Source organism: Mesorhizobium sp. 1B3 (genome assembly GCF_050958605.1).
In the GTDB taxonomy this organism is placed as follows: Bacteria; Pseudomonadota; Alphaproteobacteria; order Rhizobiales; family Rhizobiaceae.
In genome coordinates this window covers 1,046,593-1,065,678 of record NZ_JBJHDO010000001.1, presented here as the reverse complement: position 1 = coordinate 1,065,678, position 19,086 = coordinate 1,046,593, and the positions used below count along the sequence as shown (strand labels likewise).

16 protein-coding genes are annotated in these 19,086 nt (G+C 62.7%); 1 reads left to right on the top strand and 15 read right to left on the bottom strand.

Annotated features, from left to right (window positions below; genetic code table 11):
- Positions 1–215: 215 nt before the first annotated feature.
- The 13 genes from ACCO56_RS05000 to ACCO56_RS04940 form a co-directional block, all read right to left on the bottom strand.
- Entirely contained in the window at positions 216–3,194 is a 2,979-nt protein-coding gene (locus tag ACCO56_RS05000; protein ID WP_433638219.1) for a bifunctional [glutamine synthetase] adenylyltransferase/[glutamine synthetase]-adenylyl-L-tyrosine phosphorylase, read from the bottom strand.
- Positions 3,191–4,636: an ATP-binding protein gene (locus ACCO56_RS04995; protein WP_433638218.1), complete on the bottom strand. Its 1,446-nt coding sequence runs from the start codon at positions 4,634–4,636 to the stop codon at positions 3,191–3,193. The genes ACCO56_RS05000 and ACCO56_RS04995 overlap by 4 nt, the downstream gene beginning before the upstream one ends.
- Positions 4,637–4,675: 39 nt before the next feature.
- Positions 4,676–5,347, bottom strand: a complete 672-nt coding sequence (locus ACCO56_RS04990; protein ID WP_433638351.1) for a response regulator transcription factor — start codon at positions 5,345–5,347, stop codon at positions 4,676–4,678.
- Between the two features lie 205 nt (positions 5,348–5,552).
- Positions 5,553–7,076: a Do family serine endopeptidase gene (locus tag ACCO56_RS04985; RefSeq protein ID WP_433638217.1), complete on the bottom strand. Its 1,524-nt coding sequence runs from the start codon at positions 7,074–7,076 to the stop codon at positions 5,553–5,555.
- Positions 7,077–7,223: 147 nt separating this feature from the next.
- The gene (locus ACCO56_RS04980; RefSeq protein ID WP_433638215.1) at positions 7,224–7,694 is read right to left on the bottom strand and encodes a cytochrome c-type biogenesis protein; all 471 of its coding nucleotides are present in this window, start codon (positions 7,692–7,694) and stop codon (positions 7,224–7,226) included.
- Positions 7,691–9,682, bottom strand: a complete 1,992-nt coding sequence (locus tag ACCO56_RS04975) for a heme lyase CcmF/NrfE family subunit (protein WP_433638212.1) — start codon at positions 9,680–9,682, stop codon at positions 7,691–7,693. The genes ACCO56_RS04980 and ACCO56_RS04975 overlap by 4 nt, the downstream gene beginning before the upstream one ends.
- Before the next feature lie 4 nt (positions 9,683–9,686).
- Entirely contained in the window at positions 9,687–10,121 is a 435-nt protein-coding gene (gene ccmE / locus ACCO56_RS04970) for a cytochrome c maturation protein CcmE (RefSeq protein WP_433638211.1), read from the bottom strand.
- Between the two features lie 4 nt (positions 10,122–10,125).
- On the bottom strand, positions 10,126–11,265 hold the full coding sequence (gene ccmI, locus ACCO56_RS04965) for a c-type cytochrome biogenesis protein CcmI (RefSeq protein WP_433638349.1): 1,140 nt from the start codon (positions 11,263–11,265) through the stop codon (positions 10,126–10,128).
- A gap of 97 nt (positions 11,266–11,362) precedes the next feature.
- Positions 11,363–11,800 (bottom strand): hypothetical protein, encoded by a 438-nt coding sequence (locus ACCO56_RS04960; RefSeq protein WP_433638209.1) that lies wholly within the window; start codon positions 11,798–11,800, stop codon positions 11,363–11,365.
- 121 nt (positions 11,801–11,921) lie between these two features.
- The gene (locus ACCO56_RS04955) at positions 11,922–13,304 is read right to left on the bottom strand and encodes an ATP-binding protein (protein WP_433638207.1); all 1,383 of its coding nucleotides are present in this window, start codon (positions 13,302–13,304) and stop codon (positions 11,922–11,924) included.
- A 27-nt stretch (positions 13,305–13,331) separates the two neighbouring features.
- Positions 13,332–13,997 (bottom strand): response regulator transcription factor, encoded by a 666-nt coding sequence (locus ACCO56_RS04950; RefSeq protein WP_433638206.1) that lies wholly within the window; start codon positions 13,995–13,997, stop codon positions 13,332–13,334.
- A gap of 72 nt (positions 13,998–14,069) precedes the next feature.
- A complete protein-coding gene (locus ACCO56_RS04945; protein ID WP_433638204.1) occupies positions 14,070–14,339 on the bottom strand; it encodes a hypothetical protein in 270 nt (89 codons plus the stop codon).
- A gap of 107 nt (positions 14,340–14,446) precedes the next feature.
- Complete coding sequence (locus ACCO56_RS04940; RefSeq protein ID WP_433638203.1) at positions 14,447–14,875, bottom strand: DUF3168 domain-containing protein; 429 nt, start codon at positions 14,873–14,875, stop codon at positions 14,447–14,449.
- 218 nt (positions 14,876–15,093) lie between these two features.
- On the opposite strand from ACCO56_RS04940, the gene ACCO56_RS04935 reads away from it, so the two are divergent.
- On the top strand, positions 15,094–17,250 hold the full coding sequence (locus ACCO56_RS04935; RefSeq protein WP_433638201.1) for a transglycosylase domain-containing protein: 2,157 nt from the start codon (positions 15,094–15,096) through the stop codon (positions 17,248–17,250).
- A gap of 180 nt (positions 17,251–17,430) precedes the next feature.
- Here ACCO56_RS04935 and ACCO56_RS04930 read toward each other — a convergent pair whose 3' ends face one another.
- Together ACCO56_RS04930 and ACCO56_RS04925 are read right to left on the bottom strand one after the other, a co-directional pair.
- On the bottom strand, positions 17,431–18,018 hold the full coding sequence (locus ACCO56_RS04930; protein ID WP_433638199.1) for a DJ-1/PfpI family protein: 588 nt from the start codon (positions 18,016–18,018) through the stop codon (positions 17,431–17,433).
- 61 nt (positions 18,019–18,079) lie between these two features.
- Complete coding sequence (locus ACCO56_RS04925) at positions 18,080–19,042, bottom strand: substrate-binding domain-containing protein (RefSeq protein ID WP_433638197.1); 963 nt, start codon at positions 19,040–19,042, stop codon at positions 18,080–18,082.
- Positions 19,043–19,086 lie beyond the last annotated feature (44 nt).

Here is a 19,086-nt window from a genome sequence, read left to right as displayed (position 1 = left end):
GTCCCGCTCTTCGAGCTTTCGATGCATTGCGCGACGTATTTCACCATCCAACGGGCCGCCACCGCGAGATGTGAATACCGTAGGTAAAAAACGGGGAGAGAGAGGATGGCCGCTTGGGTTCCGCCATTCGGAGCGTTGGCGATTGATTGGCGAAAGTGGAGATGAAAGCGGTCTTCTCTCCGCCTGCGGGAGGTGCCGGCAGGCGGATGAAGGGCTCAATGGTTGTTGCGACCCCTATTCGACCGAAGCAAAAGGTCGAAGATTTTCCTCACCTTCCGCGACGTTTCCTTCACATGCGCTTCGAGCACCGCGAAATCGGGAAGATCAGTCACCCCCAAGAGCAGGTCGCAGAGACCTGGAGGGGCATCGTCCCGTTCGAACGGGCCGGTCAGGCACAGGCGTATGATCTGCGTCAGAGCGGAATAAAGATGATGCGCATCGACGAGCTCCTGGCGCCGCTGAGCATCGGCGAGCGAGGGCGCGAGATGGGCAAGCACGTCTCCCGTCCCCGTCATGTGGGCAATCCCGGCCCCTTGCCCGGTCAACACCGCAAACTGCGCGATAAATTCGAGATCGATAAGGCCGCCCGGGATCAGCTTCAGGTCCCAGAGGTCGCGCGGCGGCTTTTCCTCGCCGATAAGCTCGCGCATTTCCGCTACTTCCCTGGCAATTTTTGCCGTGTCGCGCGGCAACGCCAGAATCTCGTCCACCTCCTTCTCGATCTCCGCCGAGAGCGCGGGATCGCCGGCGACCGGTCTGGCCCGGGTGAGAGCCATGTGTTCCCACGTCCAGGCGTCGTTTCGCTGATACTTGCGAAAGGCGTCGATATGGGTGGCGACCGGCCCCTTGTTGCCGGATGGCCGCAGGCGGAGATCCAACTCGTAGAGCACGCCTTCGGCGGTAGGGGCTGAAACAGCCGCGATCAGCCGTTGCGTCAGCCGAGCGAAATAATGCGACGGGGCAAGCGGCCGGCCGCCGTCGGACTCCTCCGTATCGGCATCATGGTCGTAGAGCAGGATCAGATCGACGTCGGAGCCGGCAGTGAGTTCGCGACTGCCGAGCTTGCCCATGCCGAGGATCACCGCCTTGCCACCCTTTACCCTGCCGTGATGCAGCGCGAATTCCTTCTGGACCGCATCGAAAGCCGCCCCGATGGTCAGGTCCGCCAGGTCGGAAAATGCCTTGCCCGCGCGCACCGCGTCGATCGAACCGGTGAGCAATCTGACGCCGATCAGGAACTTCTGCTCCGCCGCGAAAATCCGAAGCCGGTCGAGCACGTCCTCATGTCGGATGGTACCCTCCAGAAATACCGAGAGGCGAGCGGCGAGGTAGGGACGATCCGGAAGCTCGGACAGGAGTTGAGGATCGAGCAGCCCGTCGAAGACGTGCGGACGGCGGGTGATGATCCCCGCAAGGCGCGGCGCGGCACCCATGATCGTCGCGATAAGCTTCAACAGCCATGGATTGGATTGAAGCAGTGAGAAAAGCTGGATGCCGGCGGGCAGGCCGGCCAGGAACTCGTCGAAGCGCAGCAGCGCCTCGTCGGCCCGGTGCGTTTGGCCGAAAGCCTGGAGAAGCGCCGGGGTCAGTTCCGTCAGCCTCTCACGCGCCTCGGCCGACCGAGTGGCCCGGTAACGCCCGAAATGCCAGGTCCTTATCACGCGGCAGATATCGCTCGGCCGCTCGAAGCCGAGATTGCGCAGGGTCTGAAGCGTGTCCGGATCGTCCACGTCGCCGGTGAAAACCAGATTGCCCACGCCGGCCGAAAGCTGGGGCGCGGCCTCGAACAAGGCAGCATAGTGCTTCTCGACCAGTTGCAGCGACACCCGGAACACCTGCGAGAAGGCGGCTGCGTCCGAATAGCCCAGCAGGTGCGCGATGCGCTCCAGCCCCTCATCGTCCTCCGGCAAGGTATGGCTTTGTTCATCGGCCACCATCTGGATGGCATGTTCGACCCTGCGAAGGAACCAGTATTGCTGCGTCAGCGCGTCCCGCGCCTCAGGCGTTATCCAACCGCGCGAAGCGAGCACCCCGAGCATCGAGACGGTCTCGCGGCCGCGGAGTTCAGGAAAACGGCCGCCGGCAATGAGCTGCTGGGTCTGGACGAAGAACTCGATCTCGCGGATGCCGCCGCGACCGAGCTTGACGTTATGGCCTTTGACCGCGATCTCGCCGTGCCCTTTGTGCGCATGGATCTGCCGCTTGATCGAGTGCACGTCGGCGATCGCCGCGTAATCGAGATATTTGCGCCAGACGTAGGGTTCCAGCTCCTTGAGGAACCGACTGCCCGCCGCAACGTCGCCGGCGACGGGCCGCGCCTTGATCATGGCCGCGCGCTCCCAATTCTGGCCTCTGCCTTCATAATAGTTGAGCGCGGCGAGAACCGGGATGGCCAGGGGCGTCGAGCCGGGATCCGGCCGCAGCCGCAGGTCGGTTCGGAAAACGTAGCCGTCGGACGTCCGATCCTGCAGGATGCGCACCAAACGGCGCGTGAGGCGGGAAAACAGGTCGCTCGCTTCGTACGGGTCGAGGACGGCTGGCGCCTCCGGATCGAAGAACACCACCAGATCGATGTCCGACGAGAAATTCAGCTCGTGCGCGCCCAGCTTTCCCATGCCGAGCAGAATCCAGCCTGATCCTTCGGAGGGGTGCTCGGGAAGCGGCAGCTTGAGCTTGCCTTGCATGTGGGCGTCGCGCAACAAGAAGGACACCCCTGCGGTCACGCAGGCATCGGCGAGGTCGCTCAGACGGCGTACGGTTGTTTCCGCCTCGACCTCGCCCGCCAGTTCGGACAAGGCGATCAGGAAATGCGCCTCCGTCTTCAATGCTCGCAATGCCGACATCAGCCCCGCCTCGGAAACGTCACCGGCGAAGGGTGCAGCGCCTATGGCCTCGACGATGCTCGCCAGCCGCTGATCCGTCGTCTCGCCGAAGAGCCGGTCGAGCATTCCGGGACGCCGGCGCGCGCAGTCGCGCAGGAAGAAGGAGAGATTGAAGGCTGCGCCGAGGAAATCCTGCAGAGGGCCTTCGCCCTCGAGCAGCGCGGCAAGCCTGGGCAGCTTTGCCTCCTTTGCCGCGTCGGCGAGTTCGACCAGTTCCCTGGCCGCCTCGCTGGCGTCGAGAGGCGTCAGCGCGCGCGCCGGCCCGCCGAACCATTCGATCCGCTTCGTCTTCCGTTTCGGCGCGGCCGTCATCCGTTACCCCAACGTTCCGGGAAAATCATCGTGACGGATAATCCGGGATCGCGAGGCGAAAGATCAAGCCTCCCGCCATGAAACTTCATGACGGCCTTGGCGAGGCTGAGGCCGAGGCCGGAGCCCGGCTGCGAGCGGCTCTTCTCCAACCGGACGAAACGCTCCGTCGCGCGCTGGCGGTCGGCGTCGTTGGGAATGCCCGGACCGTTGTCCGAGACCTCTAGCGATATCTCACCGCCATCGCGGGCGAGGCTTACCCGGACCTGCGGCTTGCCTTCGGTCCCGGCCGAATATTTGATCGCATTGTCGACGATGTTGGAAAGGGCCTGGGCGATCAATTCGCGATTGCCGTCGATGGCGAAAGCTCCGCGCACGTCCGCGTCGAGCGCCACGCCCACCTCGTCCGCGACCGGTTCATAAAGCTCGACCACTCCCTGGACCAGTTCGACGAGGTCGACCTTCGAGACAGCCTCGGTCGAATAGCCGGCTTCAAGGCGGGAAATCATCAGGATCGCGTTGAAAGTACGGATGAGTTGGTCGGATTCGGCGATTATCGCCTCCAAGGTCTCCCGGTATTCAACCGATTTCTTCGGACCGGCAAGGGCGGATTCCGCGCGGTTGCGCAGCCTCGTCAGCGGCGTCTTGAGGTCGTGGGCGACGTTGTCGGAGACCTGTTTGAGGCCCTCGTTGAGGCTGGCGATCCTGGTCAGCATGATGTTCAGGTTTTCCGAGAGACGATCGAACTCGTCTCCCGAACCGGTCACCGGAAGCCGGCCGGCCAAGTCGCCGCCCATGATACGCACGCTCGCCTCGGAAACGCTGTCGATGCGCTTCAGGGCCCGGCGCCCGACGAGATACCAAATGGCCAGGCCGCCGAGGCTCATCATGCCGAGGGCAACGACCAAGGCCCTGCGGACGACGTTTCGGAAGCGCTCGGGCTCGCCGAGGTCCCGTCCGACCATCACGATCATGCGATTGGGGAGGCGAAGGACCAGCGCGATCGCCTCGTGCCGGTTCTCGCTGGCACGCGAGACCTGCCCTGTATTGCCGCGGTCGATTGTGCCGGTGTCGCCATAACGCTGGTAGGAGAAGGGTCTCCGTGTCCAGCCCTCGACATCGAGTATGCCGCCATCGAGGCTTTCGACATTGCCGGAAAGAATACGGCCGTTGGGATCGGCGATCAGATAGAGGTTGGCGCCGGGCTGGCGGGCCCGACGTTCGATGGTCCGGACCAGAAGTGGCAGGCCCCCGCGCTGATATGCCGAGGCGAGCCCCTGCATTTCCTCGTTGATCGTCTCCTGCAACTGTGTCGCCAGCATCCGCTCGGAAAGCGACGTCATGTAGAAGACGAGAAACGTGGCGCAGATCGCGAACAGCAGCAGATAGAGCGCCGACAGCCGAGCGGCGGTCGTTTTCATGATGGCCGAAAGCGTTTTCCACATCCGGCTTTAGACCATGAGGAGACCAAGGTGCATGATGGTCTAAGCCTTGAGCATGTAACCGGCCCCTCGGACCGTATGAAGAATGGCGCTATCGAAGCCCTTTTCGATCTTGCTCCGCAGACGCGAGACATGAACGTCGATGACATTGGTCTGCGGATCGAAATGATAATCCCAGACATTTTCGAGCAGCATGGTACGCGTCACGACCTGGCCGGCATGCCGCATGAGATATTCCAGCAGCCGGAATTCGCGGGGCTGGAGAATGATCTCCTTCCCGGCGCGGCGAACCGTATGGGAAAGCCTGTCGAGCTCGAGGTCCCCGGTGCGGTAGAGGGTTTCGACTTCCTTGGCGCCGACACGGCGGCTGAGCACTTCGACCCGCGCCAATAGTTCGGAAAAGGCATAAGGTTTGGTGAGATAGTCGTCGCCACCCGCGCGCAGCCCGGTCACACGGTCGTCGACTTCGCCGAGCGCGGAGAGGATGAGCACCGGCGTCTTGTTGCCGCGCGAACGAAGCGCGGCAATCACCGAAAGCCCGTCGCGACGTGGCAGCATGCGGTCGACCACCATCACGTCGTAGTCGCCGGCATCGGCCAGCGCGAAGCCCGTTTCGCCATCAGAGGCCACATGGGCGGTATGCCCCGCCTCGGCGAAGGCCTTCACCATATAGTCCGCTGCTTCGCGGTCGTCCTCGATCACGAGAATCTTCATGGGTGTGTTATACGCGATATCTGCTTCGATTGCCGCCCTGGCGCGCATTTCAAACACTCCCCGCTCTCTGGTCAAAGTTGCGGCAGCGGGAGATGGGACCCGCTGCCGCAGGAGCCGATGCAAGAACTGACGCAGCATCGACCCCGGCCCTGTCGCCGGCCACCCCGGGGATGGAGTAGCCAGCGGCAAGGTTGCATGGCTCGGCTCAGCCTTGCTCGACGGGGAGCGCTACGAAGCGGCTCGTATCCTCACGCATGACCTGCATGAGCACCGCCTTGCGGCCGGACTTCGCAGCCTCGGCCACGGCTGCCGTCACCTCGTCGCCCGAGGACACGTCCTTCGAGTTGACCGACACGATCACGTCTCCCGCCTGGATGCCCCTGTCAGCGGCATCGCTGCCGGGCTCGACATCGGTAACCACGACGCCCTTCCCGTCCTCGTTGCGGGTCACGGTCAGGCCAAGATCCTCGAGCAGGTTTGCGTCGGCCGGAGCAGGCTGCTCCACCTTGGCCTGTTTGTCGGCGCCGGGCATCGTGCCGAGGTCGACCTTGACGTTCTCGGACTTGCCGTTGCGCCACAGCGACACTTCGACGGACTTGCCAGGCTGGACGCTCGCAATGAGACGCGCCAGCTCCCGCGGCGACGCGACCTCCTTGCCGTCGACGGCGGTGATCACATCACCGGCCGTAATGCCGGCCTTCTTGGCAGGACCATCAGCCGGAACATCCGACACCAGCGCGCCCTTCTCGGCCGAGAGGCCAAGCGACTCGGCGATGTCCTTGGTCACCGGCTGGATCTGCACGCCGAGCCAGCCGCGCGAGACGCTGCCGTTCTTCATCAGATCCTGGACGACCTCACGCGCGGTCGAAGCAGGAATGGCGAAGGCGATGCCGACATTCCCGCCGGAGGGCGAGAAGATCGCGGTGTTGACGCCGACCACCTCGCCATTGAGATTGAAGGCCGGGCCGCCGGAGTTGCCACGGTTGACGGCCGCATCGATCTGGATGAAGTCGTCATAGGGGCCAGCGCCAATGTCGCGGCCGCGAGCCGACACGATGCCGGCAGTCACCGTGCCACCGAGACCAAAGGGGTTGCCCACGGCGACGACCCAGTCGCCGACCCGCACCTTTCCGTCGTCTGCGAAGTCGACATAGGTGAACTTATCCGAGCTGTCGACCTTGAGCACCGCGAGGTCGGTGCGCGGATCCGTGCCGATCAGCTTGGCATCCATCTCGTCGCCAGAGTCGGTCACGATCGTAAATTCGGAGCCGCCGTCTACCACGTGGTTGTTGGTGACCAGATAGCCGTCCTCGGAGATGAAGAAGCCAGAGCCCTGGGAGCTGGGGCGCGCCCTCTCGCGGCGCTCGCGATGCTCGAAGCGCCGACCCCCGTCACGATCCTGATCGCCGCGGAACTCGCGGAAGAAGCGCTTGAGCGGGTGGTCGTTGGGGAGATCCTCGAACGCACGAGGCCCAAAGAACATGCTGTCGTCGCTGGCCGGCTGCACTTTGGATTTCACGCGGACGCTGACAACCGCCGGGCTGACTCGCTGCACGACATCGGCAAAGCTCGGCACCTGCGGTGCCTCGACACGCACGGCTTCGGCAAGAACTGGGGCTGTGCCGGACGCTATGGCGCCGGCGCCGATCGCGCCGGCGATCGCAACAGAGGCAACCGCAGCCAAAAGACGCTTGCGGCGGCTCGAAGACGGATTGGGGGAAGAAGTCATGATCTCGTGTCCTCTCGGGTTCCGGGATGCGTGCTTCGGCATCCGTTAAGCCGAGAGATAGGAGCCGTCACATTACGGCGTCCTTTCCACCGAATGAAATTTTCGTAATGTTGAATAAACTACTGATTTTACAAGAAGTTTTTCGATCTACTCGCCATCGCGCAGCAGCCGATCGAGCGCCTCGCTTTCAGCCTCGGTCAGTTCCCCCGTTGCCGGTCGTTTGCGGCTGCGAGCCGAAACGAACAGGAAGAAGCCGCCTGCGAGCAGCAATATGGCCGGCACCGACCATAAGAGCGCATTGCGCAGGTTGAAGCGCGGCTTCAGGAGGACGAATTCGCCGTAGCGCGATACGACATAGTCGAGCACCTGCGCGTCCGTGTCTCCGGCAGTGAGCCGATCCCGCACGACGATACGCAGGTCGCGCGCCAGATCAGCGTCCGAATCGTCGATCGACTGGTTCTGACACACCATGCAACGCAGTTCGGAGGACAGGCGGCGCGCGCGCTCCTCCAGCGCTGGATCCTTCAGAACCTCGTCCGGCTGAACCGCCCGTGCCGCATGGCCCGCGAAAAGCGCCACAAGCAGGACGAGACAGGCTAAGGTCTTGCCGAAACTCATGACGTTGCAGCTGCAGGCTTGGAGGTGCCGCGAGGTTTCTTGCGCGAGGGGGCGCCGACACGCAGTCGGCGATCCGCCAACGATACGAAACCGCCCACCATCATCACCACGCAACCACCCCAGATCAAAGTCACCAACGGCTTCCACCAGATCCGCACGACGATGGCGCCGGACGGCGTCGCGTCGCCCAGGGAGACATAGAGCTGGCTCAAGCCAAGCGTTCTGATGCCAGCCTCCGTAGTCGGCATCTGGCGCACTGGGTAGAGCCGCTTGGACGACATGATCTCTCCGAGTTTGCGGCCCTTCGAGTCGAACAAGGGGAAGCGTCCCTGATCCTCGGTGTAGTTCGGGCCCCTGACGCTCGCGATACCTTCGAAGCGCAGCGTGTAACCAGCGATGTCAACGGTTTCGCCGGGCCGCATGGCGACGATCCTCTCGCCCTCGAAGGCCGTGACGCCGACAATTCCAAGGACGGTCAGGCCAAGCCCCATATGGGCCAGCGCGGTGCCGAAGACGGATTTCGGCAGGCCGACAAACCGTCGGAAAGCGACATTCGGCTTCACCGAACCTACACCGGCGCGCAAGGACAGATCGGTCAGCGCGCCGAGCACGAGCCAGGCGGCGAGCCCCGCACCCAGAGCAGCCAGGACGCTCGCACCGTCGACGAAAAGAAGGAGGACGAGCACGACGGCCAAGGCGCAGGCAAAGGCAGTGAGCAGCCGCTGCGCCGCGGCCAGCAGATCCCCACGTTTCCAGGCCAGCAGCGGCCCGAACGGCACCATGACCAGCAGTGGCACCATCAGCGGGCCGAAGGTCAGGTTGAAGAATGGCTCACCCACGGAGATCTTGTCGCCCGTGAATGCCTCGATGAAGAGCGGATAGAGCGTGCCGATCAGAACCGTCGCCGTGGCAGTGGTGAGGAACAGGTTGTTCAGCACCAATGCGCCCTCCCGCGAGATCGGATGAAACACGCCTCCGGTGGTCAGTGATGACGCCCGAAAAGCGAAAAGAGCGAGCGAACCGCCGATGAAAAAGGTGAGGATGCCGAGGATGAAGACGCCGCGGCTCGGATCGGTGGCAAACGCGTGGACCGAGGTCAGCACGCCGGAGCGAACGAGAAAGGTGCCGAGCAGCGATAGCGAGAAAGTGAGTATCGCCAGCAGCAGGGTCCACACTTTCAGCGCCGAACGTTTCTCCATGACGATCGCCGAATGAAGCAAAGCCGTTCCGGCAAGCCAAGGCATGAAGGAAGCGTTCTCGACCGGGTCCCAGAACCAGAACCCACCCCAGCCCAGTTCGTAATAGGCCCAATAGGAGCCCATGGCGATGCCGCCGGTCAGGAAGGTCCAGGCAGCGAGCGTCCAGGGCCGGACCCAGCGCGCCCAGGCAGCATCGATCCTGCCGTCGATCAACGCCGCCACGGCAAAGGAGAAGCAGACGGAGAATCCGACATAGCCGAGATAGAGAAGCGGCGGATGAACAGCCAGGCCGACATCCTGCAGGATAGGATTGAGGTCCCGCCCTTCGAACGGCGCCGGCGAAAGACGCGTGAAGGGATTGGAGGTGACGAGGATGAAAAGAAGAAACGCCGCGCCGATCACGCCCTGGACCGACAGGACATTGGCTCGCAGGGACGCCGGAAGGTTGCGCCCGAACACGGCGACGAGCGAGCCGAAGAACGCCAGGATGAGCACCCAGAGCAACATCGAGCCTTCGTGATTGCCCCAGGTGCCCGTGACCTTGAACAACATCGGCTTCAGCGAATGGGAGTTCTCCCAGACATTCGCCACGGAGAAATCCGACCGCACATAGGCGAGCGTCAGCACGAAGAAGGACAAGGCCGTCAGGACGAAGCCCATGATGGCCACGGGCTCGCCGACCGCCATCAGCCGTTGGTTGGCGATCCGGGCACCGATCACCGGCACGCTCGATTGGACGAGGGACAGAGCGAAAGCGAGTACAAGGGCGAAGTGACCGATCTCAACCATCGCTCTACTGCTCCTGCCAGAGGCCTTTTTCCTTCAGGCCTTCCGCGACTTCCCTAGGCATGTAGGTTTCGTCGTGCTTGGCCAGAACGCTGTCTGCGATAAAGATGCCACTGGCATCGAAGCTACCTTCGGTGATGACACCCTGCTCCTCCCGGAAAAGGTCCGGCAGAATGCCGTTATAGACCACCTTCACGGTTTCGACCTGGTCGGTGACGGCGAAATCGACCTCCGTGCCCTGTCCGCGTTGGATCGAGCCTTTCGCTACGAGGCCGCCCAACCGGATGCGCTGGCCTTGCGCGACAGGGTTCTCGGCAAGATCGCCAGGCATATAGAAATAGGACGCCTTCTGTCCGAGCGCGTAGAACGTCAGAAAGGTGGCGAGGCCGAGAAAGGCCAGCGCCCCGCCAATCACCGACAATCTCTTCTGCTTGCGTGTCATCGTCCTACTCGGTTCGCGTCAGGCCCAGTCCGGCGGCGAACTCCAGCAGCGCGGCAGCATCGGTGCTACCGGCGCCCAGCGCCGTGACGCCGCGGTCCAGCGCCGCCGCCGCTTCCGTCCGGCGATCGAGCACCATGTAAGAACGCACCAGTCTGCGCCATCCTTCCGGATCCTTGGGATTCTGCCGCAGCTTCTCGTCCAGATTGGCGACCATGGTCTCGATCATGGCTGTGCGGTCGGCATCGGACATCGAGGCTGCCGCATCCATGTCCTCCTGCGAGGGGCCGGGCGATCCGGCGGGTTCACTGGTCCCGGTCAGGCGTTTCGTTGTTTCGGCAAGGGCCTGCTTCGCTGCGGCGCGCCACGGCGAATCGGCGGGTAAATCCGCGACCATGGCTCGCCAGCCGGCGCTCGCCTCCTCGACGCGGCCGTCCTGCGACAAGGCAGCGGCAAGAAAGAATCGCGCCTTCGGATTGCCGGGCTCCAGCTTGAGGGCCCGTTCGAAGGCCGCACGCGCCTCGGGGTTCAAGGCGCCTCCAGCCGTTGCCGCGATAGCCTCGCCGAGCCCGGCCTCGCGATTCGCGGTCGCGCCCTCCAGCCGGATCGCATTGCCGTAGGCCGTCACGGCATCCTGGAACCGCCCGACGCGCAGATATATCGGCGCCAGAACGTTCCATCCCTTGCCGTCATCCGGATTGGCGGCCAGATGAGCTTCGGCCCGTGCCACCAGTTCCTCGACCGGACTTTTCGCCGGATCGGCCTCCAGTCGGGCCTGCAGAGGCTCGGATGGTAGATCAGGCGACCCGAGGTAGCTGTAAAAAGCCCAGCTCACCAACGGCACGGCAAGCACCGCGGCCATGCCGACGAGCCGCGTCGCGAGCCGGCCTGTCGGCTCGCCGCCAGCTTGTGCGCCGGCAGCCACCTTGAGAATGCGCCGGCCGATTTCAGCTCGTGCCTCGCCAGCTTCCGACGGCTGGATCAGGCCGCGGCCGGCGTCCCGGTCCAGCTCGGCGAGTTGGTCCTTGTAGACTTCGAGATCGTGCTCGCCCGCGCCTGGCCGGTCGGGCTCCCGACGTGCCAGCGGCATCAGCACGGCCAGACTGGCAGCAAGGGTAAGCAAGGCTGCGGCAAACCAGAAGAACATGCCGATGACATAACCCTTGCTGCGACCGGTGCCAATGATCACGTGATGCGGCCAATTGACGAGTGCCAGCCGGCTCCGCGCCGGATCTGGCGACCGATCAGGTCAGAGGTGTCCAACTGCCGTCAGGATTGCGGCAGGCTGTGCCACGCACCGTCTTCGGCTCTCCGTTGGCGATGACCGTATGCTTGTATTGGCGGCAATCCTGCGAGCCAACCCGGTAGGGCTGAGCGGCGACCACTTCGCCATACCGTCCATCGTCGCCGCGCCAGGTCACCACCTGTCCGCTCGGCGTATGTTCGAGCGCCCGGTACTCTGCCTCGAGCGCGCTGCGCCGTTCGGTATTGTCGAGCCCATTGCCGATCGAGCCGCCGATCAGCCCTCCCCCCATGGCGCTGATGATCGTCGTGGCGACCTGCTCGGGCTTCGCCTCGCTGATAGCGCCGCCGGAGCCTGCATTGGTTCCGCGCCCGATCCCCATTGTCGTACAGCCCGAAACAGCCAGCAATCCGGCGACCACCGCCACCTGAAATCTCATCGTCCGCACCGGTCTGCCACAATTCGAGGTTGAACGAGCCAGGTCCTCGCAACAGCGAAACCCGCTAATGCCGATCTTTGACCGAATTTGGACCAAGTTGCTATCCTACGTTCGACGACAATTACTGCGCTCGTTTGAGCTCGACGATGGCCTTGAGCCCGCCCAGCGCGGAGCGTTCCAGCGCCAGCCGTCCGCCATATTCATTGATCAGGTCGGCGACGATTGCCAGCCCGAGACCGGTACCCGGCTTGGTCTCATCCAGCCGTCTCCCCCGCTTCAGCGCCTCGCGCGCCTCGGCTTCCGGAATACCAGGCCCGTCATCCTCGATCGCCAGCACGAAAGTCGCGTCGCGCTGCTGCTCCTCTCCAGCGGTCACCGAAACCGCGACTGTAGACGAAGCCCATTTCATCGCGTTCTCCAGGAGATTCCCGGAAATCTCCTCGAGATCCTCGCGTTCGCCGGCGAACAGGAGTTCGTTGGACGGTAGAGAGAGCCGCATGCCGATCTTGGGATTGAGCTTCTCCATGACTCGGATCATGCGCTTGAGCGAGGTGCCGACGGGTGTGCGATAGACGACGCTGTCGCGCTGAGCGGCGATGCGCGCCCGCTGCAGATAGTGATCGAGTTGCTTCTGCATGGCCGTGGTCTGCTCGGTGATGAGCCTGCCCTTGTCTCCGCCGATAAGCCGGCCCTCGTTGAGCAGCACCGCCAGCGGCGTCTTGAGGGAATGAGCGAGATTGCCGACCTGCGTCCGCGAGCGCTCGACGATTCGCCGGTTGTTCTCGATCAGGGCGTTCGTCTCGTTGGCCAGCGGCTCGATCTCGGCAGGAAAACTGCCGTCAAGGCGTTGAGCCGTGCCTTCGCGAACCTGGGCCAGAGCATTGCGCACACGCTGCAACGGCTGCAGTCCGAGCAAGATGGCCCCGGCATTGATGGCAATCATGCCGACACCGAAGATCGACAGATAGGTGTAGAGGCGGCGCTCGAAACTGTCGATCTCTGCGTCCAGCTCGCTCAGGTTACCCATGACCCTAAAACGCGCAATGCGATTGCGGATATCGAGAACGAACTCGCTTTCAATGACCCGCAGCCTCTCGCCGGCAATACCCTCGGCCGTGTAGCCGCGCTGGAATTGGGCAGTGAAGGGAACCTCCGACACCAGCGGTGATGGGATCGATCGCGTCATGGAGGGCGAGTGGAGCTCGCCGATGAGGCCCTCCGAAACCGGCTCGACCGACCAATACCATCCGGAAGCGGGTTCGGAGAACCTGAGATCGCCGAGGTCGGGGCTGCCGATCAGCGATCCGCCGCCCGAAACCCCCACCGAGCCGATCAGGTTGAAGAGATGCGCCGAAAGCAGGCTCTCGAAACCGCGTTCGCTTGCCTGGCGATAGAGCGTTGTGATGACCGTGGCGATGGCGATCAGCGCCAGAACCGCCCAGATCGTGGAAAGCGCAATGACCCTGATGGTCAGTGAGCGTGGAACGATCCTGAGGGTCGCCATGACTTCAGATCGCGAACGCGCCGCCGCTCACGCCCCGGGCTCGCGCATGCGATAGCCCATGCCGCGCACGGTCTCGATCATGTCCACGCCCATCTTCTTGCGCAACCGTCCGACAAAGACCTCGATCGTGTTGGAATCGCGGTCGAAATCCTGATCGTAAAGATGCTCCACCAGCTCGGTGCGCGAAACCACTTCGCCGACATGATGCATAAGATAGGCGAGCAGCCGAAACTCGTGAGAGGTGAGTTTCAAGGGCATGCCGTTCACGTCGGCTTTCGAAGCCTTGGTGTCGAGGCGCAGCGGGCCGCAGATCAGTTCCGAAGATGCGTGACCAGCCGCCCGACGAATCAATGCGCGCACGCGCGCCAGCACCTCCTCGATGTGGAAGGGCTTGGTGACGTAGTCGTCCGCGCCGGCATCGATGCCAGCCACCTTGTCGCTCCAGCGGTCGCGCGCCGTCAGCATCAGCACGGGCATTTTCCGGCCGTCGCGCCGCCAGCGCTCGACCACGCTGATCCCGTCCATCTGCGGCAGGCCGATATCGAGCACCACGGCGTCGTAAGGTTCCGTCTCGCCAAGATAATGCCCCTCCTCGCCATCGAAGGCGCGGTCGACGACATAGCCCGCATCGACGAGCGCCTCGGAAATCTGGCGGTTCAGGTCCTTGTCATCCTCGACGACGAGTATGCGCATGGAATCACATCGGCTGTTGAGACGGCGTCGGAAGGTATAGGCCGAATTGGCAGGATTGGAAAATCGTGATCGTCAATTCTGCGGCACGACGAATTCGGCCCTGCGCGGGCGCTCGCCCTCCTTGGCGGGGAGGAGCACGACTATCCGGCATACGGGCTGCCCGTCCTGCGTGGCAGGCGTGGCCCTGGCGAGGGTTCCGCCGTTTTGCGCCGCGACTTGCTGCCCGATCGCAAAGCAATCCGCCGCGGCTACCGTGGGGGCCGTCGCCCCAAGCACGGCAACCACCGCCGCCATTCGAAGCGCGGCAAAGGGTATGCGAAGAAGGGTGCGGAAAACTGTCATGCCTGCTTCTAAATCACGGGTCCTGAACACGAAATGAACGGCAATGTAACCTTTCCGGCATCTAACGACAAAACACCGGGAAGTGGAAGCAGTATGGGGAAGAAGGATCAGGCCTTCGTCATGCCCCGCGGACGGCGAGCTCGCCTGGGGGCGGCGCCTGCTGTCGCGCGGAATCGAAGCAAGCCATGGCGAAGTTCGAGGTCCTCGTCATGGCGGGCTTCCGTGAACTCCAGACGCACCGCCGCGACCTCCCCGTCACCAAGGGCAAGCGTGCGCCCGTCTAGAAGCGCCCTGGCGCGTTGCATGATGGACAGGGCTTCATCGTCGCTGCGCGCCTTCGACCATACATGAAGCGTGAAGAGTTGTTCATTCTCGTTTTCCGTGCCGCTCCAGTCGCAGACGCCGGTTCGTCCGAAGGTGATGTGAGGATATCCGGCCGGCGTCCTGTCGTGCACGCTTGAAATACCTGGCAGAGCCGCTTCGGTGGAGAGCGTACGCAAGACCGCGTCCTGCAGGTCGGTGGCCAGAGACGCCATGTTTCCTCCCTCTCTGCTGTCATACCTGCGGTGAAACGTCTCGAACGCCGTTTCCACAGGGCAGTTCCTACACTTTACCGTGTTTACGAAAAGCTATCGGTCAGTAGGCTTTGTTCTTGCCGCCGGTAGGAAAATCAGGGAAAAACGGCGGCCTCCTTGCGGCCATTCCGTGACATTCCCGGTTTGGCTCCCACATGTTCATGGAGGCAAGGTGTACGATGGCGGATCCTGTCGAACCACGGAAGTCGCAAGGCTTGAAGGCCAAACGCCTGCTGGCCATCGATGCCTGGATCGATTCGAGCCTCTATGATGCGGGGTTCAAAGCCCGCGAGCTCTGGGAAACGCTGACCATCTTCTTCCGGCGCTTCCGCGTTACCGGCTGGCGGCGGGCCGCCGTCGAACTCGCCAGCGAAGCCGCGACGCTCGGGACAGCGGGTTCGGTCGTCCTGCTTGCGCTGGCCATGCCCGCATTCGAGGAAACGTCCAAGGACTGGCGTTCGCAGGGCGACTTCGCCGTCACCTTCCTCGACCGCTACGGCAACGAGATTGGGCAGCGCGGCATCATCCAGCGCGATTCCGTGCCGGTCGACGAATTTCCCGACCATGTCGTCAAGGCGGTTCTGGCGACCGAGGATCGCCGGTTTTTCACCCATTTCGGCATCGACTTTCTCGGCCTTACGCGCGCCATGCAGGAGAATGTGCGCGCCAATTCCGTCGTGCAGGGCGGCTCCACCATCACTCAGCAATTGGCAAAGAACCTCTTCCTGTCGAACGAGCGCACCGTCGAACGCAAGATCAAGGAGGCGTTCCTTTCGCTCTGGCTGGAGATGAACCTCACGAAGAAGGAAATTCTCCAGCTCTATCTCGACCGCGCCTATATGGGCGGCGGCACCTTTGGCATCGCCGCCGCCGCCGACTTTTATTTCGGCAAAAAGATAAAGGATTTGACCCTTGCAGAGGCGGCCATGCTGGCCGGACTGTTCAAGGCTCCCGCGAAATACGCGCCTCATGTCAACCTGCCCGCTGCCCGCGCACGCGCCAATGAGGTCCTGACCAATCTGGTGCAAGGTGGCTTCATGACCGAGGGCCAAGTGCTTTCGGCGCGCCTACACCCGGCCAACGTCATTGACCGCGGCAACAGCAAGAGCCCGGATTATTTCCTGGATTGGGCATTCGAGGAAGCCAAGCGCGTTGCCGAGAAATCCGGCATGCATTCGATGGTCGCACGCACCACGATCGACATGAACATCCAATCGGCGGCTGAGGAATCTCTGGAATACCATCTGCGGCAGTTCGGCAAGGATTACGGTGTTACCGAAGGCGCGATCGTCGTCATCGAGACCAATGGCGCCGTACGGGCGATCGTCGGCGGACGCGACTACGGGACGAGCCAGTTCAACCGCGCCACCAAGGCGTTGCGCCAGGCCGGCTCCTCCTTCAAGCCTTACGTCTATGCCGCCGCGATGGAGAGCGGCCTCACGCCGGACTACGTGATCTCTGACGGCCCGATCTCCTGGGGTGGCTGGTCACCGAAGAACTATTCTCGCGGCTATTCCGGACGCACCACGCTCGCCATGGCGCTGATCAAGTCGATCAATACCGTCCCGGTGCGGCTGGCCAAGGACCATTTGACCACCAAGCCCATCAAGGAACTGGCCAAGGCGATGGGCGTGGAATCGGAGATCAGCTCCCATAAGACCATGGTCCTGGGCACATCAGGGATGACCGTCATGGATCAGGCGACCGGCTATAGCGTGTTCGCCGACAACGGTTATGCCGGACTGCGGCACGGCATAACACAGCTCGTCACTCATTCCGGCGAGGTGATCTACGATTTCGAACGCGACGCTGCGAAGCCGCGTCGCGTTCTGTCGGAAAAAGCACTCGCCGAAATGAACTCGATTCTCGTCCAGATACCCGAGATCGGCACTGCACGCCGCGCCGCGCTGCCCGGCATCCGTTCGGCAGGAAAGACCGGCACCACGCAGGCCTATCGCGACGCCTGGTATGTCGGCTTCACCGGCAACTACACCGCCGCGGTGTGGATGGGTAACGACGACTTCACCTCGACGAAGGAAATGACCGGAGGCTCATTGCCTGCAATGACCTGGCAGCGGCTGATGGCCTATGCCCATCAGAACATCGACATAAAGCCGATTCCCGGCATAGAGAATCCATTCGTTTCGCCCGAGGTGGCCGCCAAGGCCGCGGAGAAGAACAAAAAGACAGCCGAAGGAGAGGCCGCGCCCGACGCAGGACGGCCGCCTGTCCTATCCGCCAATACGACGCGCGTGCTACGCTCCATGACGGATCTGTTCCGCACCGCGCCGATGCTCAACATTCCCGAAAAACCGGAGAAGCTGTCGGCGTTGTAGGCGCCTAGAGCATTTCGCAGCCGACCGGAAATCGGTCGGCGTCGCGAGAATGCGGCAAAAACAAAGACCTAAAGCGTGTCATCCGAATCCGATTGCCAGCGACACGCTCTAAGCGCGGCGCCTTGCCGCTGAATCGATCGATGAAAGGTGGGCGCCAAAGCGCCCTCCTTGCAAAATGGTTCAGCCGTGGGAGATCTTGGTCCCTAGTACCTTCAGGCATTCGCGCATGAAGGCCGCCAGACCGGTCCAGCCCTTGGCTGAGACCATGTTGCCATCGACGAAGGCCTCATGCGGCTTCACGTCGATATAGGTGCCTCCCGCCAAGATCACTTCCGGCTCGCAGGCGCCGAGGGCCGCCACTTTCTTGCCTCGCACCACGCCATCCACTGCCACAAGGATCTGGACGCCGTGGCAGATCGTGAAGATCGGCTTTCCGGTCTCATGGAAGTGGCGCACCATGGCCTGGACGCGCTTGTCGGTTCGGATGTATTCCGGCCCACGCCCGCCAGCACAGTAGACGGCATCATATTCCTCGAGGTTGACCTCGGAGAAGGTCTTATTGATCTCGGCCAAGTGCCCGTAGCGCTCGACATAGGTCTGATGGCCCTCGAAGTCATGCAGCGAGGTCTGGATCATCTCGCCCTTTTTCTTGTCGGGGCAGACGACGTGGACGATATGTCCGACAGCCTCCATCCCCTGCTGAAAGACGTAGATTTCATACTCCTCCGTGAACTCGCCGCAGAGCATGAGGATTTTTTTGCCACTCATGATTGGTCTCCTGTCTGTATGTCAAAAAGGCCCGGGATACAGGCGCCTTGGGCAAGGGTCATCAGAACGGCGAGTCGGGGAAGTAGAACTGCTCGGCGTTCTCAGGCGTGATCAAGGGGGCGTCCAGTTTGAAACTCCCGCGCACCGGCGCCTGCCCCGCAAATTGCGCGGCGGTCATGTAGATGGCCGATTTGATCATCGAAGGAGGATAAGGTGTTGAGATCGGAGTAACGGCGTCTTTCGCCATCACCATCTCGACGACATCCTTCATGCCGTTGCCGCCAAGCGCATATTTGATCTCGGTCCGACCGGATTGCTTGACCGCCTCCAACACGCCCAAAAGCATGTCGTCGTCATTGGCCCAGACGGCATCTATATGCGGATATTTGGCGAGATAGTCCTGCATCAGTTTGAAGGCCTCGTCCTGATTCCAGTTGGCATACTGGATGTCGAGGACTTCGATCTTTGTGCTCTTGATGACGTCGGTAAAGCCCTGGATGCGCTCGTCATCGATCACCGTCGGAATACCGCGCAAGACGACGATCTTGCCCTCGTTCCCCAGCTTTTCCGCCAGCCACTTCGCGGTGTTGGCCCCGACGGCAACATTGTCGCCGGCGACGTAGAGATCCTGAATGGCAGGGTCGGTCAGGCCACGGTCGACAACGGCGATAAAGGTGCCGTTCGCCTTCACCTGCTCGACCGGGCCGGTCAACTCTTCCGAGGTGAACGGCAGGATGACCAGAGCGTCGAGCTTCTGGCTGGCGGAGAGGTCTTCCAGTGCCGAGACCTGTGCTGTAGCCGAGGGCGAGGTCTTCACGATCACATCGATGTTCGGGAAAGCGGCCTCGATCTCCTTTTCAGCCTGTTCGGCGTGGTAGACCACGCCACCGGTCCAGCCGTGGGTCGCAGCCGGGATCGAGACGGCTATGGTCCTCTTGTCCTGTGCGATTGCCGCAGTCGCGGCAATTGCTACGAGGCTGGCTGCTGAAAGCAGGCCAAGGGCGCGCTTGGTGATAGTCGTCATCTACATTTCCTCCTTTTTCGAACTGATGGCCGCCAGCCTCAGGC